The organism is Parabacteroides sp. 20_3 (assembly GCF_964238835.1).
Lineage (GTDB): Bacteria > Bacteroidota > Bacteroidia > Bacteroidales > Tannerellaceae > Parabacteroides > Parabacteroides distasonis.
Window position 1 is genome coordinate 603326 of record NZ_CAXSNO010000002.1, and the last position, 23559, is coordinate 626884.

At 45.0% G+C, this 23559-nt stretch carries 13 protein-coding genes and 1 pseudogene; 6 read left to right on the forward strand and 8 right to left on the reverse strand.

Features of this window, described 5'->3' with window-relative positions:
* Window positions 1-102 precede the first annotated feature (102 nt).
* Window positions 103-1194: a glycoside hydrolase family 76 protein gene (locus tag ACESPU_RS06280; protein WP_057329147.1), complete on the forward strand. Its 1092-nt coding sequence runs from the start codon at window positions 103-105 to the stop codon at window positions 1192-1194.
* A gap of 396 nt (window positions 1195-1590) precedes the next feature.
* Here the strand turns inward: ACESPU_RS06280 and ACESPU_RS06285 are convergent, their stop codons facing one another.
* From ACESPU_RS06285 to ACESPU_RS06315, 7 genes are all read right to left on the reverse strand, one after another.
* Entirely contained in the window at window positions 1591-3165 is a 1575-nt protein-coding gene (locus tag ACESPU_RS06285) for a sulfatase (protein WP_005866331.1), read from the reverse strand.
* Window positions 3162-4592 carry a sulfatase gene (locus ACESPU_RS06290; RefSeq protein ID WP_005866329.1) on the reverse strand — a complete coding sequence of 477 codons (1431 nt, stop codon included), beginning with the start codon at window positions 4590-4592 and terminating at the stop codon, window positions 3162-3164. Before ACESPU_RS06290 ends, ACESPU_RS06285 begins: the two co-directional genes overlap by 4 nt.
* 106 nt (window positions 4593-4698) lie before the next feature.
* Entirely contained in the window at window positions 4699-6018 is a 1320-nt protein-coding gene (locus ACESPU_RS06295; protein WP_005866327.1) for a sulfatase, read from the reverse strand.
* Window positions 6019-6050: 32 nt separating this feature from the next.
* Window positions 6051-7484: a sulfatase gene (locus ACESPU_RS06300; RefSeq protein ID WP_158532838.1), complete on the reverse strand. Its 1434-nt coding sequence runs from the start codon at window positions 7482-7484 to the stop codon at window positions 6051-6053.
* A 62-nt stretch (window positions 7485-7546) separates the two neighbouring features.
* Window positions 7547-9052 carry a RagB/SusD family nutrient uptake outer membrane protein gene (locus ACESPU_RS06305; RefSeq protein ID WP_158532839.1) on the reverse strand — a complete coding sequence of 502 codons (1506 nt, stop codon included), beginning with the start codon at window positions 9050-9052 and terminating at the stop codon, window positions 7547-7549.
* A gap of 15 nt (window positions 9053-9067) precedes the next feature.
* Window positions 9068-12412 (reverse strand): TonB-dependent receptor, encoded by a 3345-nt coding sequence (locus tag ACESPU_RS06310; protein ID WP_227154156.1) that lies wholly within the window; start codon window positions 12410-12412, stop codon window positions 9068-9070.
* A gap of 171 nt (window positions 12413-12583) precedes the next feature.
* Window positions 12584-13555 (reverse strand): FecR domain-containing protein, encoded by a 972-nt coding sequence (locus tag ACESPU_RS06315; RefSeq protein WP_347172709.1) that lies wholly within the window; start codon window positions 13553-13555, stop codon window positions 12584-12586.
* 433 nt (window positions 13556-13988) lie between these two features.
* On the opposite strand from ACESPU_RS06315, the pseudogene ACESPU_RS06320 reads away from it, so the two are divergent.
* A pseudogene (locus tag ACESPU_RS06320) lies at window positions 13989-14609 on the forward strand (HU family DNA-binding protein).
* 56 nt (window positions 14610-14665) lie between these two features.
* On the opposite strand, the gene ACESPU_RS06325 reads toward ACESPU_RS06320, so the two are convergent.
* Window positions 14666-15208, reverse strand: a complete 543-nt coding sequence (locus tag ACESPU_RS06325; RefSeq protein WP_005866315.1) for an RNA polymerase sigma-70 factor — start codon at window positions 15206-15208, stop codon at window positions 14666-14668.
* Between the two features lie 110 nt (window positions 15209-15318).
* Here ACESPU_RS06325 and ACESPU_RS06330 point away from each other — a divergent pair, with 110 nt between their 5' ends.
* The 4 genes from ACESPU_RS06330 to ACESPU_RS06345 all read left to right on the forward strand — a co-directional run bounded on the left by ACESPU_RS06330 (window position 15319) and on the right by ACESPU_RS06345 (window position 23551).
* On the forward strand, window positions 15319-16332 hold the full coding sequence (locus ACESPU_RS06330; protein ID WP_057318704.1) for a FecR family protein: 1014 nt from the start codon (window positions 15319-15321) through the stop codon (window positions 16330-16332).
* A gap of 190 nt (window positions 16333-16522) precedes the next feature.
* A complete protein-coding gene (locus ACESPU_RS06335; RefSeq protein ID WP_022191872.1) occupies window positions 16523-19930 on the forward strand; it encodes a TonB-dependent receptor in 3408 nt (1135 codons plus the stop codon).
* A 27-nt stretch (window positions 19931-19957) separates the two neighbouring features.
* Window positions 19958-21604, forward strand: a complete 1647-nt coding sequence (locus ACESPU_RS06340; protein WP_158532841.1) for a RagB/SusD family nutrient uptake outer membrane protein — start codon at window positions 19958-19960, stop codon at window positions 21602-21604.
* Between the two features lie 123 nt (window positions 21605-21727).
* The gene (locus ACESPU_RS06345; protein ID WP_121962239.1) at window positions 21728-23551 is read left to right on the forward strand and encodes a DUF4091 domain-containing protein; all 1824 of its coding nucleotides are present in this window, start codon (window positions 21728-21730) and stop codon (window positions 23549-23551) included.
* Window positions 23552-23559: the final 8 nt, after the last annotated feature.

Genomic DNA, 23559 nt, shown 5'->3' on the forward strand with positions numbered 1-23559 from the left:
AAGTATCTTAGATTCCGTCAGACAAAGGTACAAAGTTTAACTAAAGTTCAAAAAGATCATTTATCTTTGTGGCTTAATCTAATCTTATTTTCATAAATACGTATGTACAAACATTTCCTGACAAGCGTATTGCTTGTATTTTTCATGCTATCCTGTAGCAAACCTTCCCCTTTTGAGGGAAAGATGCGAGAAAGCGTACAAACCTCCCTAAGCTGGAGAAACGACACGACCGGTATCTGGGAAACAGCCGGCTGGTGGAACTCGGCGAACGTATTGACCGCCACCATTCGCTACGGCGCCGTAACCAAAGATCCGGCCATCCCATCTGTCATAGAGGATGTATTCGAGAAAGCCCGTCATTACCAAGTAGGCGTAGACTCAACCGGTACTCCCCGTTATTGCGACAACTTCATCAATGATTATTACGATGACGAGGGTTGGTGGGCATTGGCATGGATCGAGGCCTCCAAACTGACCGGAGAGAAAAAGTACCTAGATATGGCCGAGATCATATTCGATGATATGACAACTGGCTGGAGCGACGCTTGCGGAGGTGGCATCTTCTGGAAAAAGAACCCTTTGCATTACAAGAACTCCATAGCGAACAACCTGTTCTCCCTGACAGCTATCCGATTATATAAAGCGACCCAAAATCCGGCGTATCTCGACTGGTTCAAGAAGAACGTGGATTGGTATACGCAAACCGGCATGATCAATACGGACATCTACCAAATCGAGGACGGCACGAAAGACGATTGTACCCCCAACCGCAACGCCCACTACACGTATAACCAAGGCGTAGCCATCGCTGTCTTAGCCGAGATGTATCTCCAAACCAACGATAAATCTTACTTGGAGCTAGCGGAAAAGATCGCCGACGCTACCATTACCACGCAATTGGTAACCGACGAGGGTATACTTCGTGAGATGAAGCCCGAGATCGATGATAGCAACGACGGTGTCCAATTTAAGGGTATCTTCATCCGTCATTTAGCCTTCCTGTATGAAGTGACAAAGAATCCGGCTTATAAAGATTTCATCTTGAAAAACGCAGAATCCATCATCACGAAAGATTATGACCCCACATCCAAAAGCTTCGGTTGTTATTGGTACGGCCCTTTCCACAAGGAAAGCTCGGCAGCAAACGCCTGCGCTTTGGAGTGCGTGATAGAGGCTTATGAGTTAACGAAATAGGTATCCGGGGAGACGCAGCTTGTCATTATTCACACAGCCAGCGGGCGATATTCCGCTCTGGCTCCCCCGGAGCTGGAACGGATGTCACGTACAGCTCTGGCTCATTGACAAAAAAACAGGACGGCGGACATCTCCGCCGTCCCGCCCAAAAGAGACAGCCTTATCTCTGTTTGTATTCATGTCAAGGTTGGTTGTTTACTGATAACGGGGCCACATAAACCCTGTTTTTCATATCGTGCACAAACATAAGACTTCTTTTTCACAAAAGAACAAATTCCTTCTTCTTTCTAGAAATACATGCTTTATAACATACCACACTCCCTCTCGGTTGCTAGCGTGGACTTCTATTACAAAGGATAGGCGACGCAGCACGCTACGTCTCCCTCCGCTTTCTTTTTACCAATAATAGGTCTCCATAATCTCCTTCATTTTAGGGGTATTCGTGTCCTCATCCTTAACATCTTTCCGCAGCTTCAGCATCTCCTCCTTCATTTGCCGGATAATCTTGGCGTATTGGGGATCGTTGTAAGCGTTGTGATTCTCACGAGGATCGGATTGAAGGTCGTAAAACTCCCATGCTGGTGTCGTGGTCTTATCCTCCGAACCAGTCATATTCAGACGGTCGCCATAGAAAAACATCAGTTTATACCGCTCATTACGGATACCCATATGGGCCGGACGGTTCGAATGTTGGGTCCAATAACGATAATACATCTCCTTACGCCAATCCTTTGGGGTATTTCCTTTCAGATTATCGCGAAAACTATGGCCCTGCGATTCTTTCGGGGTCTTCACGCCTGCGTAATCCGCCAGCAAAGAGGCAAAATCCACGTTCAAGATCATATCCTTATTGCGGGTCCCCGCCGGGATCTCTTTCGGGTAACGGATCACGAAAGGCATACGTAGAGACTCCTCATACATCATACGCTTATCGAAGAAACCATGCTCTCCTAAGAAATAACCTTGGTCGGATACGTACACCACGATCGTATTATCGGCGATTCCCATATCGTCCAGCGCTTTCAATAACTTCCCGATATTATCGTCGATCGTAGCCCCGCAACGCAGATAGTCGCACACCAATTTCTGGTAAGCGGCGCTACGGGCGGCAGATCGATGCATGCCCTTCGTCGTAAAAGGCAACTCCGGATACCGGCACCACCATTTATCAGGGTCTTGCGACGCCACGTCCCAACGACGAGCCAACTCCTCCAAAGGCTGTCCGGAGAAGGTACGTCCATTCGTCTCCGGCCCCCAATCAAATAAGTTCTCCGGTTCCGGGAAAACAACGCCGTCATACAAATGCCTCATCCGTTCCGGGAAATCCCAAGGCTCGTGTGTAGCCTTGAAATGACAACACATCATGAAAGGCCGGTCCTTATCGGCCTCTTTCATCCAACGGATCGCCTTATCCGTCACGATATCCGTGGAGAAACCTCGTACCCGCTCCCCGAAATTACGCTCACCCGGCCAAGGGTCCGTACAGTTTATGAAAGTAGGGTCCCGGTACTCGCCTTGGTCATGAAACACGGAATAGAAGTCGAAACCTTGCGGTTGCGTTTTCAGATGCCATTTACCGACCAAAGCGGTCTGATAGCCTCCCGCCCGCATTTGCTTGGCGATATTATCCTGCTCCGGATCAAAGGAATCACTTAACGTGTAGACACCGTTCACGTGACTATAGGCTCCGGTCAAGATCGCCGCACGACTAGGGGAAGAGATCGAGTTCGTACAAAAACAATTATCTAACACGCAGCCCTCCGCAGCCAAGCGACGGATATTCTCGTTCCGGGCATAATCACCCAACACCCCCCCGTAAATGCCCCAAGACTGGGAAGTATGATCATCCGAAAGGATAAACAAGATATTGGGACGTTCCTCTTGCACTGGTTTATCGGCGGCAAAAAGGAACTGCCCGTTCCCCGAAAGACAACAGGCAGTCATTCCGATACTTATGATCGATTGTTTCATAGGTCATGACGTTTTTTCCCTTGTACTAGACCCGGTTCCCTACGCTCTGTTCCCTTTACGCGCATTAGGTTATCCCCTAACTCATGACGTTTCAGGTCGGCGATCTTCATCAATTTCGCGGCTTCCTCAGGATACTGGGTGATCACGTTATAACGCTCTCCCGGATCACGGCGCAAGTCGTACATCTCCGGTTTCATGATCTCCAGATTCGTCAACTTACCCGGCTGGCCGTCGTTTCCCGGCTCATAAGCCCCGTAAGTAACGTATTTATGAGGGAATACCAGCTTAAACATACCGTCCGTGACAGCCTCCAAGTCATTCTTGTTATAATAATAGACAAAGGATTCACGAGGATTCGCGTCTTTCTTGCCCTCTATCAATGATAAGATACTAACGCCATCAATCTTGCGAGTAGGCAGCGGGGCCTGCGTGATCTCGGCGAACGTAGGAAGAAGGTCGATATTAGAAGCTAACTTATTACAAGTCGTACCCGGTAACGTCTTACCTTTCCAGTACATGATACAAGGAACCCGGTTACCACCATCAAAGGTCGTAGCCTTTGCCTCACGTAACCCACCGGCTGAACCGGCATGATTCCCGTAATTGGTCCAAGGGCCATTATCGGAAGTCAAGATCACCAACGTATTATCTTCCAAGCCCAGCTCACGCAATGTCTTGAATATCTCACCTACACTCCAGTCGATCTCCATCATCACGTCGCCATATAAACCCTGCTCGCTCTTTCCCTTGAATTTATCGGAAACGGCCAACGGTACATGGGGCATATTATGAGCCAGATACAAGAAGAAAGGCTTATTCTTATTCTTCTTGATGAAATTAACAGAACGGGTGGTATAATCCGTAGTCAACCGTGTTTGGTCCGTATTATAACCGATAATCTCGTTTCCGTCATAAGTCGGCAAATCCGGGAAATTAAAGACCTCACCTTGTTGCGGGTGGAATGGCCACATATCGTTAGAATACGGCAAACCATAATACTCATCGAAGCCATTTTGCAAGGGAAGAAATTCCTTTTGGCTACCTAAATGCCATTTACCGAAGATAGCGGTACTATATCCTTTCTGTTTCAATACCTCTGCGATCGTCATCTCATCCGGATGGATTCCGTAGTTCGAATCCGGTCCCGGAGCGCCGGCGAAACCGATACGATTCGGATAGCAACCGGTCAACAAGCCGGCACGAGACGCTCCACTGATCGGCTGTCCCGCCAAGAAGTGTGTAAAACGAACGCCTTCCGCCGCCATTTTGTCGATATTCGGAGTGGTATATCCGTAAGCCCCATTAAAAGAAAAATCTCCGTACCCCACATCATCCAAATTAATCAGGACGATATTCGTGTAATCAGCGGCTATGCCTGCCATTGAAAAGGCTGAGGCGGCCGTCAGTAACATTAGTTTATTCTTCATGATATTATTTATTGATATATTGGCTTTTAATTAAACAAATATAAACATACATAATCAGACGTTCTTTCTTTTTACATTTTTTAAAGCAAGAATAGTCCTAGGATTATCACTTTTCTAAAGAACGCTCAAAAGCATCTCTCATCGCTTGCAACTCCTTTACTTTCTCGGGATATTGATCTTTGAAATTCATATGTTCCGTGTTATCCTTTTCTAAGTTGGAAAGGAACAACTCATTAAGGACCTTCTCTCCCTCCGGAGTCACGTCATGGGGATTCGCTATTAATTTCCATTCCCCGCAACGGACAGCCCATTGCTTCCCAAAATCAAAATGAAGTGCCTTATGAGGAGAAGATTTGGAACTGTCTTTGATAAGTGGGAGTAAGCTCTTTCCATCCACATCCATCCCTTCCGCTGAAAGACCGCATAATTCGACCAAGGTAGGAAACCAATCGATATTCATCGCAACCTGATCACGTACCTCACCTTGTGGCAGCTCCTTGGGCCAGCAGATGATAGCCGGAACCCGGATACCTCCCTCAAACAAAGAGAATTTTCCGGCCCGGTAAGGACCGCTATAGCCTCCTCCTCTAAAAGTACGTTCCTCCATGCTATGCCCGTTATCCGATTGGAAGATCAAGATGGTATTATCAGCCAACCCCTCGGCAGCCAAGAAGGTACGTAACTCCCCTAAATAATCATCGAAAGTAGAGACAAACGCCGCATACATTCTTCTGGGATTAGGTAGGTCCGCATAATAATCCAACCATTTCTCGCTGGGCTGCAATGGGTAATGAGGGATATTTACCGCCCAATAGATAAAGAACGGTTTCTCTTTATCTTCCGTAGCGAATTTCTTGATCTCTTTCAGGTTCTCTGCGGCGAAAAAGTTGCCCGGAGAATAGATCTCCCTCTCATTCTGCCACAAATCATGCCGATTCGGGCCACCCCAATAATAGAAATGGGAATAATTATCCACACATCCTCCTCGTATTCCCCAAAAGTAATCGAAACCCTGTGCGTTCGGCCCCTGTTCTATACGGTCGCCCAAATGCCACTTTCCGATCAAGGCGGTACGGTAGCCATTCGATTTCATTCGCTCGGCTATAGTCTCTTTCTCTACCGGTAAGAAACTATTCCCTCCCGCATTCACTGTAAGTCCCGCACGTTTGGCGAATTGTCCCGTCAATAAGGAAGCCCTCGACACCGAGCTAACCGCCGCCCCATAAAACTGGGTAAAGCGAACGCCTTGATTTGCCAAGGCATCCATATGGGGAGTACATAAATCTTTCGCCCCAAAGCAGTTCACGTCCAGTGATCCATGATCGTCCGTATAGATCAAGATCACGTTCGGATGAGCCGACTGAGCCTCAACGATACCAGCGAGCAGAAGCCCGCTGGTAGTTAAAATGAGTTGTTTTATATTCATGATTTATTTATTGAATATCGTTGTTAGATACATTACTTCCAAATATTCCACCAATCTTGCCAATCCACAAGATCTTCAGTCTTTCCTTTCTCGAAAGATTGTCTGTAATCCTCCACATTCTCTTTCAAGCACTTTTCTAATCGCTCCTTTTTCTCGGGATAAGCCGCCGAAATATCATTTTTCTCACTCGGATCTTTCGCTATATTATATAATTCATATTTTCCTTTTGTATAATAAAGTTTATAATCCATATCAATCACGGCCCCTTGATAACCAGAGCAAAAGACTAAAGGCTTTATCCTATTAGTTTCATGCTTCATTAGCTTAGGCCATAAAGACTCACCATCCAATACAAGTTCTTTATTATTAGACACATTCACGATATCCAATAATGTCGGCATATAATCCACGGTAGAGCAAGGGACTCCCAGTTTACTACCTTTCGCCAATTTCGCCGGCCAACACATAAGCGATGGAACCCGTATCCCTCCTTCGTAAAGAGAACGTTTTTTACCCCGGAAATTCCCGGGAGAACCCGGAGTCTCCAATTCTGGGCCATTATCACTACAAAAGAGAATTATGCTATTCTCATATATATTTTTTGCCTTTAAATAATCCACTAAACGTCCTATCTGTTCGTCTAAAGCCGTAATACAACCATAATAATTTCGTTGTTGCAGATCTAAGTCCTTATATAAAGCAACCTGTTGAGGACCAGCTACACAAGGTAAATGAGGAGCATGAAACCAAATCACACTAAAAAAAGGTATACCTTCTTGAATAGAACGCTCCATAAAAGGCAATGCCCTATCCATTATAATTTTGGAATCATCCCCTTTGAGATCTTCAGTGACCTTTGTGCCCTCCTTATCCCAATAGGCGGTTCCATAAGCCAGACTAGGTTCTCCCTCACGAATATAGTCCCAAAAACAACCATCATTCTGAATCGGCTGTATCATCGGATCAAACGTCGGCACTTTTGATTCCGTAATAAAAGACTCCTCAAATCCGTGCCAAGAGGGTGGATTATACAAATGTTTATTATCCACACTCCCACGATTCGCATCCTTTTCCTTATATGTCAACGTTCCTAAATGCCATTTTCCAAAAAGCCCTGTCGTATATCCGTTCTCTCTCAATAACTCAGGAAGCGTGACCTCCCTTTTTCTGAGTATTCCAACATTCGCTGAGAACACACCGGTTCGGAAAGGATGCCTTCCAGTCAATACACTTGCCCGTGTCGGGGATGAGAGAGGAGCGGCAGAATAAAATCGCTCCATAATCACTCCATCTGAAGCCAAAGCATCCAAATGAGGAGTTTTAATTATGGTATTCCCATTGAATCCAACATCTCCCCAGCCCATATCATCTGCCATGATTACAATAATATTTGGACGCTCACTTGCTAGCACGCCAAAAACATTTGATGTAATCAAACACAAACCACATAAAGCAATCTTATTCATAACTCTAAAATATTAAAGATTCAATTAGAGGGTGAACACATCAGCCCACCCTCTAACTTCAACTAATCCCAGTTTGGATTTTGTTCCAAATTTGGATTTAAAACTATTTGATTATAAGGAATCGGCCATAGATAATCCCGCTTCGGATTGAAAGAACGCTCAACCACAGCGATACCTTCATTATTATGCATCATACCGTTATTCTCTTTCTCTGCTGTTTTCCAACGCAAAATATCGGAATAATACAGTCCTTCGAAAGTTAATTCGATACGGCGTTCTCTACGAACTACATTACGCATTTGGTCTTTCGTCAAACCTTTTGGTACTTCCGGCATATTGATATCCGGACGTTTACGCAACTGATTAATAGCATCATAAACAGATTGATCTGGTCCATTTGCCTCATTCTGAGCCTCAGCATACGTTAATAAAACTTCCGCATAGCGAATCAAGATAAAGTTAAAAGCGGAACGTTCTACTAAAGGAATCGTTACATCATCTTCATAAGAGGTATATTTCTTTACACCAAATCCGGTAGTCGCTACATTTTCTTTAGTAATAGTCATTCCCAAATAAGGATAACCAATACAAACGATAGACTTTAACAAACGAGGATCTCGATTTTCATAAGGTTGAGCTGGATTATAAAGAGGCGATTCCTCTATCGTTTTACCATCTGTACACAAATATGTATCAACTAATTCTTTTAAAGGAGCAGGACGATTTAAACGCCAAATATCTTGATCATAGTTCGTAGAGAACTCAGGTATCCTCGTCTCAATATTGAAAATTACCTCACAATTGTGTTTATTTGCCTCACTAAAGAAGTGACGATAATCATCAAACAACTTATATTCTCCCAAGTCCATCACCTCCTTAGCTGCTTTAGCCGCCTCAACCCAGCGAGAATTATACAATAAAACACGTGCTTTCAAAGCCAAAGCCGCACCTTTCGTAACACGGCCTAAGTCCGATCCTGAATAACTCTTAGGTAAAACAGCCGCAGCATCATCCAAATCCTTCAGAATTTGATCCACTACTTCCTCCTTGGAATTTCTCGGCAATTCCGCTTGTGTATCCGCATTAGGAGCTTCTGTGATCAGAGGAACCCCTCCAAATTTATCTACCATATTCAAGTAGAAAAAAGCGCGCAAGAATTTAGCCTCTCCGATCATCTCATTTTTAGCCTTTTCCTCCATTTCTACGGTAGGCATATTCGCTATAAACGTGTTCGCACGCCCAATACCCGTATAACAGTTCTTCCACAAAGAACCAATTAACGCCGTAGTAGACAGATGTTCTCCTTTTCCTATAGCTTGAGTACCATTTGCCTCATTATAAGGCATTGCATTGGCAGTCAACATATCAAACTCCATTGTATGTAAAGAACGCCAAGGCATCAACGCATTATAACATCCCATCAATCCCGCATGAGCATGTTCTTCCGTCTTCCAAAATGTTTCTGTAGAATATTTGTCGGAAGGATCTACATCCAACCAACTGTCGCATGAAGTTAGACACATACAAGCGACCGAGACACATAACAATTTATATATTTTACGTTTCATAACCATTCCTTTTATTTAAAATGTAACATTAACACCTGCCGTATATGTCCGAACAGAAGGATAAGCATAAAATGTATTAGCCTTTAAATCCTTCTCAGGGTCAAAATCTTTCATAGGAGAAAAGGTGAATAGATTTTGTGCATTGGCAAAGATCTTCAATCTCTTGATAACACCGTTTTTCAAGAAAGAAGCAGGTACATTATAAGAGAGTTGCAAATTCTTCAAACGCAAATACGAAGAATTTCTTAACCAAAAATCATTTGTTCTAAAATTCTCATTTAAGCACCCTTCATAGGTAGTCAAAATAGGCAATGTAGCACTTGTACCTCTCTCCGGCGTCCAAGAGTCTGTTACCCACTTCTCCGGTAAACCACAACCAAACCATAAAGGAGTAGCGCCAATCATATCTCCATAGGTATTGACATCGGTTACACCTTGGAAGAAAGCAGCCAAATCAAAATTCTTATAACCTAAATTGATATTGAAGCCATACGTGATCTTCGGAATCACACCACCACATATCTTACGGTCATCTTCAGTGATCTTACCGTCTCCATTCACATCCTCAAACTTCAAATAACCCGGTTTGGTAGCGGCTGTCTGATATGGACTATTCTTGATCTCTTCCTCTGACTGGAAAATACCAATCGCATGCAACATGTAGAAAGAGTCGATAGGTTTTCCTTCCTCCAAGATGAACATACCATCAATAATGGTCTGACCTTTTAGACTTTCAATCTTATTCTTGATAAAAGTCATATTTCCATTCACTTCATAACGGAAATCTCCTATATTATTACGATAAGCCAAGTTTAACTCAAAACCTTTATTGCTTACCTCACCGATATTACGGATCGGGCCATCCAAACTTCCCACCTGTTGAGGTAAAGTAACCTTTCGTAAGATATCGGATGTACGCTTATCAAAATATTCCAATGAGAAGTCAAGGTTGCCATTAAATAAAGAGGCGTCCAATCCGATATTTGTCATAGTCGTAGTTTCCCAAGTAATATTTGGATCATTATAAGCCGTAACAGCCGCACCGGATTGGATTTCGCCATTCAATGAATATTTAGCATCCAGATTCATCAAATCCACATAACGGAATAAATCAATACGCTCATTACCAAGTTGTCCCCATGAAGCACGTAACTTCAGATTGTAAATCCAAGGAATATCTTTCATAAACTCCTCCTCGCTTAAACGCCAACCTGCGGAAAAAGAAGGGAATACACCCCAACGATTACCTTTAGCAAAACGAGAGGAGCCATCATAACGGAAATTGCCCTCAAACAAATAGCGATCTTTAAATCCATAATTCACACGGCCGAAATATGACATCAAGACCGATCTGGAAGAAGTTCCATCCGCTAAAGAATTACTAGATCCCGCTCCTAACTCATGCAACTCATTTCCCAAGAAACCCTCTATTTTTCCAGAGAACTCTGTCTTGTCATCACTTTCATAACTATATCCAGCCAATACTTTCACATCATGGATATCATTAAACTTTTTCCCCCAAGATAGCGTATTAAATATTGTAACCGCTAAATTATTTTTATCTTTCTTGAAAGCATGACGTGTATTCTGTCCATCATAAACCACTCGTTTCTCCTCATTCGTCTTCAACTGGTACTCATATACGTCTGGAGCAAAACGAGAATTTAGATAATCATATTTATTTAGACCTACATTTAAATTATAGGTAATATCAAATGGCAATTTATACTCAGCGGATAAATTTGCCAGCATACGCAAGGACTTATGCTTATTCTCTCCCTCATCAGCCAACGCTAGTGGATGGCGATAGATATTATGCCCCGGAGTACGAACAAATGTATCCGCATAACGACCATCTGCCGTATAAGTCGGATGAAAAGCTTGAGCCTTATAAGTCATCTGAACTAAATTAGAAACTCCTGCAACCGGCTCATTATAGATCTGGTAATGCGCATTGATATTAGCACCAATCTTCAAGCGGCTATTCACTTGAGCAGTCGTGTTCACAGCCAACGTATATTTATTAGAATCCGTACCACGCAATACTCCATTTTGATCGCCATAGCCTAAAGATACTGAATATGTATATTTATCATCACCACCGGAGAAACGCATATTATGTTCCATGATAAAGGCATTGTTATACATGATATCCAACCAGTTGTTCTGGGGATACATGATCGGATCCGTCTTCATTCCTTGACGGTACTCCTCAATCAATTCATCTGAGTAATCAACAGTGAGCTTCCCCTCATTTCGTTGCGCCTGATTTCTCATTTCCATGAAAACAATCGGATCATATACGAAATCCGGTAAATAAGTAGCCTGCTGCACGCCGAAATAGTTATTATAATCGACGGTAAACTTACCTTTCTTTCCCCCCTTTGTCTTTACCAAGACAACGCCATTCGCCGCACGAGAACCGTAGATAGCGGAAGAAGCCGCATCTTTCAATACGGAAATACTCTCAATATCATTCGGATTTACCGCTTCCAACGGGAACTCGATGCCATCCACCAAAATCAATGGATTATTATCGTTCAAGGTTCCCTGACCACGAATACGAATCGTCGCCCCGTCCGCTCCCGGCTGAGCACCCGCTTGATTTACGTAAACACCTTGCGTACCTTGCAACGCTTGGGTCGAGTTGGTGATCGGGCGATTCTCCAACGTCTCCGCATCCAAAGAGGAGATCGCTCCCGTTAAATTCACTTTCTTCTGCGTTCCGTAACCTACGACCACAACCTCATCCAACTTCTGGGTATCCTCGGACAGGCTAACCATTACTTTCGAAGAATTACCAACCTCGACCGTACGATCCGTATAACCGATATAAGAAACTACCAAGATCGCATTGTCCGGTACTTCCAGACTGAAGTTTCCATCGATATCCGTAATCGTTCCGTTCGTAGTTCCTTTAACGACAACATTCGCCCCGATAATAGGTTCTCCCAAGGCATCTTTTACTTGCCCGGTAATCTTTCGTGGCGAAGACTGGAATAAGGCATTCGGATGTGAGACACTTGAAACACTCTTTGACTTAATTATAATCTGCCGGTCTACAATCTCATATTGGTATCCCGTATTTTTCAAGGCTTGCTCTAAGACCTCCTCTAACGAAGCATTATTTGCTTTTACACTCGTTTTCCTATTTACATTTACTTGATTATCATTCAAGAAGAACGTGTACTCACTATTTTTCTCTATTTCTTTTAGCACTTCCGATATACTGCAATCCTGTTTATTCATGGAAAGCTTATAATTCTGTCCATAGGTAGAAGCGGATACAGTGCATGCGAAAGCCAAGGATAACAACGCACTTATCTTCATGACTCGGTTTACTTTTCTGATTTTTTTCATAACTTTGTAATGTTTCTGATGAATAAATTAGCAGGTGTGTCGGCCTCTCAACTCCTAACGCCTGCCGTCAAGAACATTTGCTCAGGAGGAGAAACTTAGTTTGTCCTCCTGTTTTTTATTAGACTTAAGAACTGTTAACAAGCATATCTCTTAGAATTTAACGTTAGACACTCATTTATCTCCCTTTATATATAGTTCATATTCATTGTCTTTCTCTCTGTATTTAATGGGCGACGTATTGCTCAGCATAAATAGGATTCGCTCCAAGGACTCATCCCGTACCTTAAACGTAAACCGATATTTCTCCGCTATCTCCTTCGGGCACTTTATCTTCCGCCCGAACCAAGGCTCCAGACGGGTAAGGATCATGCTCAAGCGTTCGTTCTCAAAACTGAGGACACCGTTACGCCAACCCGAATACTCCTCGGCATTAACCGTCTTAACTCTAACGGTATTCGCTTGTTTGTCGAAAACCAACATCTCGTTCGGATTCAATATCACCTCACGCCTGTTCTTCACATTGGGACCTCCCAAGCCAATCTTCACCTTACCGTTTAACAGGATCGTCTCCAACTTGCTCTCGGAATCATAATTGAAAACCTCGAAGGCCGTACCCAAGGCCGTTACATCCATGTTCTTGGTATGCACGGTAAATGGTCTTTCCCGATCTTTCGCTACGTCGAAGAAGGCTTGCCCTTTTAATTCTACATCACGGGTCTTGCCATCGAAACTCTTTGGGTAGATCAATTGGCTATTCGGCCCCATTCTCACGGTCGTACCGTCCGATAAGGAAACCGACTCTATGCAACGGACACCGGAGGCCATTACATATATATATTGATCTTCTTTCGTATGAGACCAATAAACTACGCTTCCTACACCTAAAAGTAGCAATATGGAGGCGGCTATCGCCGTAATCTTATAGACCCAGAGTTTACGGACACCGTTTGTCGCCACTGTCCGGGCTATGATTCGTTCCCACATGCGATTCCCCACCATGGGATTCACGCGATCCGCAGCCTCGTCCCATTGGGAACGCATACGCTCTTCCACTTTTGGGTCACACAGCAAACGTTGCCGATCTTTCTCATCCAGAGCATCTCGCATCAACTTCTTCAATATCGTTCTCGTATCTTCGCTCATGTTTATTATTCTTGTTCTATTTATAAATACACGCCACGACTCCCTCCCCCCTATTGGAAGATAAAAAATTCGCTTAGGTTAATCAAATTCAGATAAGATACCCAAATACGATTGAAAAATAATCATGCCTAAAGCCTCAAGTACAATTAAATGTCCATTACTTATAGGAACTCTTTAAAATTATCTTTACGAAATTGTATTTTATCAGTATCTTCCTTGCTTTCCATCCTTATATTTCCGTCCTTTGTATTCAATGAAATTGGTCGCCGACGGTGTCGGCAGTATTTCCGATGCCGTCAGCAATATTTCCGACAGCGTCAGCAGCATTGCCGAGGGCGTCGGCAACCGATTTCATCAAATAGAAACGCCAAAGAGATAAACGTTAAATCTCCGAGGCATCCTATACATTATCCATTTAAATAACGAGAAAATCATGGGAAAACCAAGAAGTGGCATCCAAGTCAGTATTTATAATACACCGGGCAATGAACAACGCGGGCCAACATCCTGCGCACGAGTCATCACCAGAGATACCAAACGTATGAACGATATATGTGAGTATATTTCCGAATGCTCATCCGTCACCTCCGCCGACATAAAAGGTGTATTGGAGGCGCTTACTTCCTATATCGGCAGGGAATTATCCTATGGGTACAGCGTGGAACTGGAAGGATTGGGACATTTCTCGCCATCGGTAAAAAGCAAAGAAGTAACGGACCAGAAAGGAAATACTAAATCAAGCGCTAGCATACACGGCGTTAACTTCCGCTGCTCTCCCCGACTGAAGGAGATGGTAAAAAAGAACGCCCCCATCTTGGTTTAACGGGAAAATCTGCCCAAAACGGGAATCGAGGGAAGGAAGACTAAGATGTTATCTTATCTAGAAAGAAACTCATATATAAATCTCACCGATTACGCCGGCTTGAACAATTGTACCCGCTACCGTGCGAGCGAGGATATCAAGCAATTTATCAAGGATAACGTAATAGCCAGCGTAGGATATCGAACACACCGGATTTATGTGCTGCCTGAAAAAGAAGACGAGCAAAACTAAAACTTAGGACGAAAGTGGCACTTCCGGACTCTATAAATACGTGACCTAGGAAAGCGCTAGATAAACCAGATAAGTAACATGATATTTTTCTTCAAGAACTTCAAGGCTTCGCTGATCTGGTTCTCAACGGTCTTCTCCGAAATATTGAGTTGGAAGGCTATCTCTTTATAGCTTTTATGCTCCTTCCGGCTTAGATTAAAGATAACCCGGCGTCTTTCCGGCAATTCCTCTATCAAATGATCGATATACTCCCCCAAGTTATAGGCGGTGATCTCTTCCTCTAAGTCGTAGGAGGTCTCCATAGCGGACAAGACCGTCATTTTATAAAAGTCCTCGTTCACGTTCTTCCGGTGCTGATTAAAGATCAAGTTACGGGTGATGACAAACAGAAGCCCCTTGAAGTTATCATCCTCCCGGATGAATTCCCTCGACTCCCAGACCTTGATAAACACCTCTTGTACCACATCCTCGGCCACATCCCGATTATTCAAATAAAGCCCGCAGAAATGATAAACCTTTTCCCAATATTGTTTATACAACATCGAAAAAGCCTCCCTATCTCCTTCTTTCAACGACTTTATAATTTGTCTCTCTTTCATTTAGCATCACATATCGTTTCGCAAAGATAATAAAATCATATACTAATAAAAGTTAATGATATCCCAGTTCTCCCGGACTTCTTTGTACTATTAATATAGCACGAGAAATAATGGAAGAAGAAAACAAACATATAAGCGATTTATTAATCCGATACGTAAATGGACTCTATACACGGAACGATATAGAGACCTTGCGGAAGTTAGCCTCATCCATAACGGAGCGAGCAGAATTAGAAAGCGAAATGGACCGGGTCTGGAACGAAGCGCAGGACTTACCTCAATCCGATTCCCATAATCATCTGCTTTATAAGAAGGAGGCGCAAGACCTGTTGGATAAGACACGTAAAAGAGAAAGAAGAATCTCCCTATCCACTTTCATCAAGTATGCGGCGAGCATAGCGATTATCGTTTCCATCGGATTCGGAGCGAAACTATACCTAAATCATTCAGCGAAGCAGCATACATCTGCTAGCGACCATCTCCTAACGGAAATAAGCGTCAATCATGGCGAACATAAGCAAGTCACCCTTCCCGATGGCACGGTCGTTCATCTAAACGCCGGTACCGTCATGCGATACCCAACGGAATTTACCTCTGACATCCGTTTGGTAGAAATGGAAGGAGAAGCTTTTTTCAATGTCATGAGAGACGAGGGCAAGCCCTTCATCGTCCGTACCCGGCAAGCCGACGTAAAAGTACTCGGAACCTCTTTCAACGTAAAAGCCTATCAAGAGGATGAGTTGATGGCCGTCAGCGTTCGGACCGGAAAAGTTGAGGTGGATATGCCCGAAAGCGTAATGCGCCTATTACCGAACGAGCAGATAATCGTGAATAACACAAATGGAGAGATTCTTAAAAAGAACGAGGACGCCCAAAAAGTAACGGCTTGGCTGCAAGGCGGCCTTTATTTCAACCGGACACCTATTAGTAGCGTTATACATGATCTGGAACGGATGTATAATCAAGCGATCGTACTCGATCCGAATAGCGTATTCGACGATTACATCTATGGCGAGCACGACAATAAAAGTCTGGAAGCCGTACTGAACGCAATTCAATATTCAACCGGCATCCGATACCGGACGGAAGGAAACCGGATCGTGTTATACAAAACGAGTTATTAACCTTAAAATCGATTTGCCATGAAAGATACGACCTAAGCATAGCCACATAAAAAAGGGAAACCGACCTCTGACCTTCGATCTCCCTTTATCTTTCCCGATATGTACACCCTTGGATTGGACCCCCTTGGAGATTACATAAATCGGACTGTTTTTAAAAGTGTATAAAAACAACCTTTAAACATACAAAATTATGAACTTTCCAACTATTACTAGGTATAATTGGATGTGTTGTTCTATTATTTTAGTTTTTTTAGCGTTAAGCTCCCCTGAACCTCTGCAAGCGCAAGAAAATCAGAAAGAAAGAATAACAATTCAAGTCAAAAACCAACCCATACAGAAAGTCTTTGATGATTTGTCGAAGCAGACAGGATTAAAATTTTTCTATGGAGAAGCCATAGCGAACCGGAACGTACAGGTTAACCTAAAGTTCAAAAACGCTCCCGTCAACAGCGTATTGAACGAGATCACCCGGCAAGCCAATCTTTATTTTAAGCGGGAGAATAACACGATAGCCGTCAGTCTCGGAAACGCGGGCAACGCCTCCGTTCCGGTGACGCAAGACCGAAAAGTGACCGGTATCATTACAGATGAACGGGGCGAACCGATCATCGGAGCGAATGTCGTGGTAAAAGGTACGTCAAATGGTACAGTTACCGACCTGAACGGTCAGTACAGCATCGAGGCGAACGGTAAATCGATCCTACTCATATCCTACATCGGCTATTTATCGGAAGAAGTGGCCGTAGGCAACAACAAAACCCTCAATATCCAGCTAAAGGAAGACACCCAGAAGCTTGATGAGGTAGTCGTGATCGGTTACGGAACACAGAAACGAAGCAATCTTTCCGGAGCGATCTCGAAAATATCCTCCGAGGTAATCGACTCTAAGCCGGTTACAAATGTCCTGTCCGCCTTGCAAGGAGAAATTCCCGGTATGGTCGTTCAGCGAACATCCGGACAACCGGGTAACGAGGAATTCGACTTGAACGTGCGTGGCGCCTCCTCCACGAACGGAGGGAATACCCCGCTAGTCTTGGTCGACGGAATCCCCGGGGATATGAATATGATCAACCCGCAGGATATCGAGGCTATATCGGTATTGAAAGATGCCTCAGCCTCCATATATGGTTCCCGTGCCGCCGGAGGTGTTGTATTAATCACGACTAAGAAAGGAAAGAGCGGAGCTCCGAAACTTACTTACAACGGGAACTTGGCGATCACGAAAATGACCGGAATCATGAAAGCCCCGACAAATTATGAGATGGCGATTATGGATAACGAGGCGAACATACACAACGGTGCCGCCCCACTCTATACCCAAGAGCTTCTGGATCGCATCTTAGCGAACGATCCGAACCCTATCGACCATCCCACCCAACCCGGCTGGAAGCTCTTTTTCACGAACACGGACTGGATGGACGAGTTGCTGACCAATGGCGTACAACATCGCCATAACCTAACAATCTCCGGTGGAGGCGAGAAGTCTAACTATTACCTATCCGCCGGCTACAGCAAACAATTTGGCGTGGTAAAATACGCAGACGATAATAATACCAAATACAATCTGCGTATGAATTATGATTATCGATTGGCAAAGTGGCTAAAATTAGAGACAAAGGTATCTTTGGATAACCAGAAACGTACGGACATAGGAAGTAATGGCGCTTGGGTGATCGGCGAGGCGATGTTTGATATGCCGAACTTCCCGATCTATAACGCCAACGGAGAGTTCTTCACGCAAGGAGGCTGGAGCAACGCGATAGCGCTGGCCAAGGAAAGCGAGACCGCCACGTTCAATACCCGGGAGATGAACGGAAACTTTAGATTGATCGCCGATATCACGGACGGACTCGTGTTTAACGCTCAAGTGGGCTTAAACTACAAAAACAAGAATAACGAGGATATAGCGAAAGCCATCCCGCTCTATACATGGGACGGTGACATCAATTATTATACGGGAGCAGGTAGTCCCGAACAATCCGCTGTAGATCGTACGACCGAGGAAACCATCTATCAAAATTATACGGCTTACTTGAATTATAATAAGAACTTCGGACTGGATCATCATTTAGATGCCATGTTAGGTATGGCTTATGAGGCAGAAGAGGTCCGTATGTTCATGGCACGCCGAGATAATTTCATCACAGACGAATTATGGGAACTCAACCTTGGTGGCACCGGAAATATGAAGAACGACGCCAAAGCTGAACATTGGGCGACAAGCTCGGCTTTCGCCCGTATCGGATACAGCTTCAAGAATAAGTATATCTTGGAAACAAACTTCCGCTACGATGGTTCCTCCCGCTTCGCCCCGGGTAACCGTTGGAGAATGTTCCCCGGCGTATCCGCTAGCTGGCGTATCTCTCAAGAGGAATTCCTAAAGAGCTCTAAGGTATTCAACGAATTGAAACTAAGAGCTTCTTACGGACAAACAGGTAATCAAGAAGGTATTCGTCTATACGATTATATCCAGTTGCTAAAATTCAGGGACGACGGTTGGGGAACTAAATTGACCTATCCTTTCGGCAGCGGTTCACAAACACAAGCGATGGGGCTGGATGTCTTAGCCGGCGTAAATCGCACATGGGAGATCTTGGAGAATATCAACGCAGGTATTGATGCCGCTTTCTTAGACTCCCGCTTAGGATTCTCTTTCGACTACTTCGTGAAGATGAACAATAATATGTTGATCCCCGTAACTTATCCCAGTATGCTAGGGGCAACTCCCCCGGATACGAACTCGGGCAAATTGCGTACGAATGGCTTCGAGCTTACCTTAAACTGGACGGACAAAATCGGTAATGTCGAATATTCCGCACAATTCCAATTGAGCGACGCTAAGAACAAACTCGTGGAATACGGAGGCTCGGACACTTATGAGCTAGGCTTGAACAAGACGAGAGAAGGATATCCCATCAACTCCTATTTCGCCTATGTATATGATGGCGTAGTCAAGGACCAAGCGGATCTGGACGCTTACAAGAAGCTGGAAGGCGTACCCTCTAATATCGGTATCGGCGATGCCAAATTCAAGGATCTGAACGGCGATGGGAAAATCTCCACTTACGGTGATAAGGAAGGGGACGACGGCGACGCTAAGTATGTCGGCTCAACCACTCCCCGATATACATTCGGATTAAACTTGGGTGCCAAGTGGAACAACTTTGATATCAGCGTATTCTTCCAAGGAGTCGCTAAACGCACCTTGTTCCGTGAAGGTGAGTTCTCCATGCCTTGGAGCGACTGGTGGAGATATCCGCCTCAGTTCTATTACGGGCAAACCTGGAATGAGGATCGTCAAGACGCATATTATCCTCGTCTGACCCACGGCGATATCAGGCATTGGAACTACCAAGCGTCTACGATGCAAAAGATCAACGCCGCTTACGTACGCCTAAAGAACATCCAGATCGGATATACCCTGCCGAAAAGCTTATTGCAGAAGATCGGTATCGAGCGGACCCGTTTTTATGTAAGCGGACAAGACTTATTCGAGATACACGGGGTAAAAGGCGGTTGGGACCCAGAGTCTGACACCGGAGGTTTCAACTATCCGTTCCAACGTTACTACTCATTTGGTATCGACTTGACTTTCTAAGGTTTTCTATTTAATAAAACGAATATTATGAAACGATTCAATATAATTATCACGTTATCCGCCACCTTAGGACTATTCAGTTGTGAGCTGGATAAAATGCCAATGGATCAAGTGTCGGACGCTGTATTCTGGCAAAAGCCGGCCGACTTTGAATTGGCCGCCAACGATTTCTATTTTGGGCTCCAAGAGGTCTCCCAATATATAGACATGAACTCGGATATCGCCTTTGGTTCCGGCACGAACGATGTCAGCGACGGTTCCTATCTGGCCCCGGTCAACTCGGATGATTGGGACAACCCATGGAAATTTGTCCAATCTACCTCTTATTTGCTTAAGAAAGCGGAGGAATCCGGTTTGTCGGACGAAGAGATCGGACGTTGGAAAGCAGAAGCGCATTTCTTCCGTGCCTACAACTATTGGAAATTGGTGAAAACTTATGGAGGAGTACCCAAGATAGACATCCCGTTAAATACCTCCTCGGAGGAACTTTACACACCTCGTTCCAGCCAACAGGAGATTATCGATTTTATTATCGAGGACTTGGATAAGGCCATTCCTCTCCTTCCGAAGCAAAGCGGACTGACCGCTGAGGAATTAGGACGTACCACGCAAGGGGCGGCATTAGCTCTCAAGGCCCGTGCAGCCTTATTCGAAGGTACTTGGCAAAAATACCACGGGATGGCAGACGCAGGCAAATACCTCGACCTAGCTATCCAAGCGGCCCAAGCCATTGTCGATTCCAAAGAGTATGAACTATATCGCGAGAAAGGAGAACTCAGTTACAAATATCTTCATATCCTAGAAGGCGACGACAGCAAGGAAGTCTTGTTGGCTAGACGGTATTACAAATTGAGAGCGACTCATAACTGGACCCGGGAACTATTATTAGGTGCCATGGTACCGACAAAGAACCTTGCGGACGTATACCTTTGTACCGATGGTTTACCTATCGATAAATCCAAGTTGTTCAAAGGATTCCAAACCCAGACAAGCGAATTTGAGAACCGGGATTCCCGGATGGCGCAAACGTTTGTCGTACCCGGTAGCGAGATCTTCTCGGAAGGGGGCGGATGGGCAACCGTAGAGCCGGGATTCATCGGTAACAATTCCACCCGGACCGGATACATGATCCGCAAGTTTATGGATGAAACGCTGGATGCCGTACAATTCATTGGGGAATACGATTTCAAGGAATTTCGTTACGGAGAGGTCCTATTAATCTTGGCCGAGGCTTTATACGAGAAGAACGGACAGATCACGGACGAGCAATTAGACCTGACCATTAATGACCTGCGAAACCGGGCGAATATGCCTCGCTTGACCAATGCGTTTGTAGCTACGAACGGACTGAATATGCTGGAAGAGATCCGGCGTGAGAGAACCGTGGAACTGGCATTCGAAGGATACCGCCGGGACGACCTACGTCGTTGGGGCACGGCGGAAACGGTTCTTCCCCTTGCGATCCGTGGCGTGAAATTCGTGGGTACGGAGTATCAACAGAAATTCCCGGAGTTGGTGATCGGGCAGGATATACAGGTGGATAGCGATGGCTTTATCATCGCCCAACCCGCATCCGCCCGCAAGTTCCAGACACCGAAGCATTGGCTGTCACCGATACCTTTGCAACAGGTACAATTGTCGAAAGGAACCTTGGAACAGAATCCGGGCTGGTAAGGGTTTTTCCAAGAATAAGCGACTATATATATGAGGGTAGGCCCTACCTTCTCGTATAGGTAGGACCTACCTATCCGGGAGGGGAATCCCATTTAAATATGAATTATCTTAAATTTTTATAGCATGAAGAAATACTTTTTAGCGGTAGCTAGTTTTTTTATTTATTCTCATATCAGTCTAGGCCAAGTGTATCCGGGGCAGATGGATTCCACGTTTGTCCCTGTACGGAGTCACCACTATGACCCGGAGTTAACATTTGATTTTTGCGTGAATGAACCCGCTTGGAGCAATCAGGCGGGTATCCATTCCGCCTTCGGATCGACCGACCGGCTTTATTTCCGGAAGGAAGTACCCGTAAACCATGACAACGATTTATCATCTTCCTACTCTACGACCGTTTGGAGGGGGGAAAGAGCGAATGCCCAGATATTGGTATGGTCGTCAGAAGCGTTGGAACAAGTACGTGTCTCTACGCAGGACTTGAGGAGCGCCGAGGGAAACATCATCCCAAAAGACCGGATTACCTTCGAGTTGGTGCGTTACGTATTGTCCAATTATCCGTATGCCGAGAAAAAAGCCATCTGCGGGGAATCTCCCTACAAATCCGGCTTCTTGATGCCAGACCGTTTCGAGACGCTGGACCGCTTCGATCTCCCTTCCCAAACCACCCGTCCGGTATGGATGATGGTGGATGTGCCGAGAGGAACCGCTCCCGGTACGTATAAAGGACAGGTGGAGGTGCGGGCGAAAGGCAAGGCTCCTCAATTCTTGAATCTGGAGATCGTGGTGCAAAACCAGTTGCTCCCCTATCCGAAAGACTGGAAATACCGTCTGGACCTATGGCAGAACCCGTGGGCCGTGGCATGGTACAATCACGTGGAACCGTGGTCACCAGAACATAAGATGCTTCTCAAGCAGCATTTGAAGCATTATGCCGATGCGGGTGGTACCTACATCACGACTTATGGAGTACATTCTCCTTGGTCCGATAACTCCTATATGATCGAGGGGGGTATGATCGAGTGGATCAAGAAAGCAGACGGCACATGGGCCTTCGACTACAAGATCTTCGACGAGTACGTAGAATTAGCGATGGAATGTGGCATCAACGAGGCAATCACCCTCTATACCCCGATTCCTTGGGGATTCCGTCACCGCTATAAGGACGAGGCTACGGGCGATTATTCTTATATCAACTGGGCGCCAAGCTCGGAGGAATTCAAGAAGATGTGGAATATCTTCCTCACGGATTTCAAGTTCCATCTGGAAGCTAAAAGCTGGTTGGACATCACCTATATCGGAATCAACGAGAATCCGATGGAAGAGACCTTAGCGGCTATCAATGTCGTGCGCAACCATGATAAATGCTGGAAGATCACTTACGCCGGCAATTGGCATAAGGAATTGGACGGACTGCTGGACGATTATTCTTTCCTTTACGGAGAGGAACCTACCATCGCCGAGCAAAAGGCACGGGCCGCCACCGGACGCACGTCCACCGTATACGTATGCTGTAACCCGCCGATCCCGAACAACTTCGTGTTCTCACCTCCTATCGAGGGACGTTGGATCAGTTGGTATGTAATGGCGTATGGGTACGACGGCTTCTTGCGATGGGCTTACGACGCTTGGCCGGAAGATGCCGATCGCGACGCACGTCATGGCTCTTGGGCAGCAGGCGATTGCTACATGGTATATCCGGGAGGCAAAAGTTGCATCCGCTTCGAGAAAATGAGAGAAGGTATCGTGGATTTCGAGAAGGTCCGTATCTTACGGGAACTGACCGCCCAATCGGGTAACGCTCAAGCTCAAGGCTTATTGAAGCAGCTAGACCAACATTTGTCTATCTTCCCGAAAGAGAAAGAGTTCGATGAGAACAAGATCTCGGCGGATGTACGTAAGGGTAACCTCATCATCCGTCAACTGTCCGATCTTTTGGCGAAATAATGGGCTTA

Bases quoted from the DNA above. Each gene is read 5' to 3' on its own strand.
- ACESPU_RS06280 (WP_057329147.1), top strand. From the start codon at position 103: ATGTACAAACATTTCCTGACAAGCGTATTGCTTGTATTTTTCATGCTA.
- ACESPU_RS06285 (WP_005866331.1), bottom strand. From the start codon at position 3,165: ATGAAACAATCGATCATAAGTATCGGAATGACTGCCTGTTGTCTTTCG.
- ACESPU_RS06290 (WP_005866329.1), bottom strand. From the start codon at position 4,592: ATGAAGAATAAACTAATGTTACTGACGGCCGCCTCAGCCTTTTCAATG.
- ACESPU_RS06295 (WP_005866327.1), bottom strand. From the start codon at position 6,018: ATGAATATAAAACAACTCATTTTAACTACCAGCGGGCTTCTGCTCGCT.
- ACESPU_RS06300 (WP_158532838.1), bottom strand. From the start codon at position 7,484: ATGAATAAGATTGCTTTATGTGGTTTGTGTTTGATTACATCAAATGTT.
- ACESPU_RS06305 (WP_158532839.1), bottom strand. From the start codon at position 9,052: ATGAAACGTAAAATATATAAATTGTTATGTGTCTCGGTCGCTTGTATG.
- ACESPU_RS06310 (WP_227154156.1), bottom strand. From the start codon at position 12,412: ATGAAAAAAATCAGAAAAGTAAACCGAGTCATGAAGATAAGTGCGTTG.
- ACESPU_RS06315 (WP_347172709.1), bottom strand. From the start codon at position 13,555: ATGAGCGAAGATACGAGAACGATATTGAAGAAGTTGATGCGAGATGCT.
- ACESPU_RS06325 (WP_005866315.1), bottom strand. From the start codon at position 15,208: ATGAAAGAGAGACAAATTATAAAGTCGTTGAAAGAAGGAGATAGGGAG.
- ACESPU_RS06330 (WP_057318704.1), top strand. From the start codon at position 15,319: ATGGAAGAAGAAAACAAACATATAAGCGATTTATTAATCCGATACGTA.
- ACESPU_RS06335 (WP_022191872.1), top strand. From the start codon at position 16,523: ATGAACTTTCCAACTATTACTAGGTATAATTGGATGTGTTGTTCTATT.
- ACESPU_RS06340 (WP_158532841.1), top strand. From the start codon at position 19,958: ATGAAACGATTCAATATAATTATCACGTTATCCGCCACCTTAGGACTA.
- ACESPU_RS06345 (WP_121962239.1), top strand. From the start codon at position 21,728: ATGAAGAAATACTTTTTAGCGGTAGCTAGTTTTTTTATTTATTCTCAT.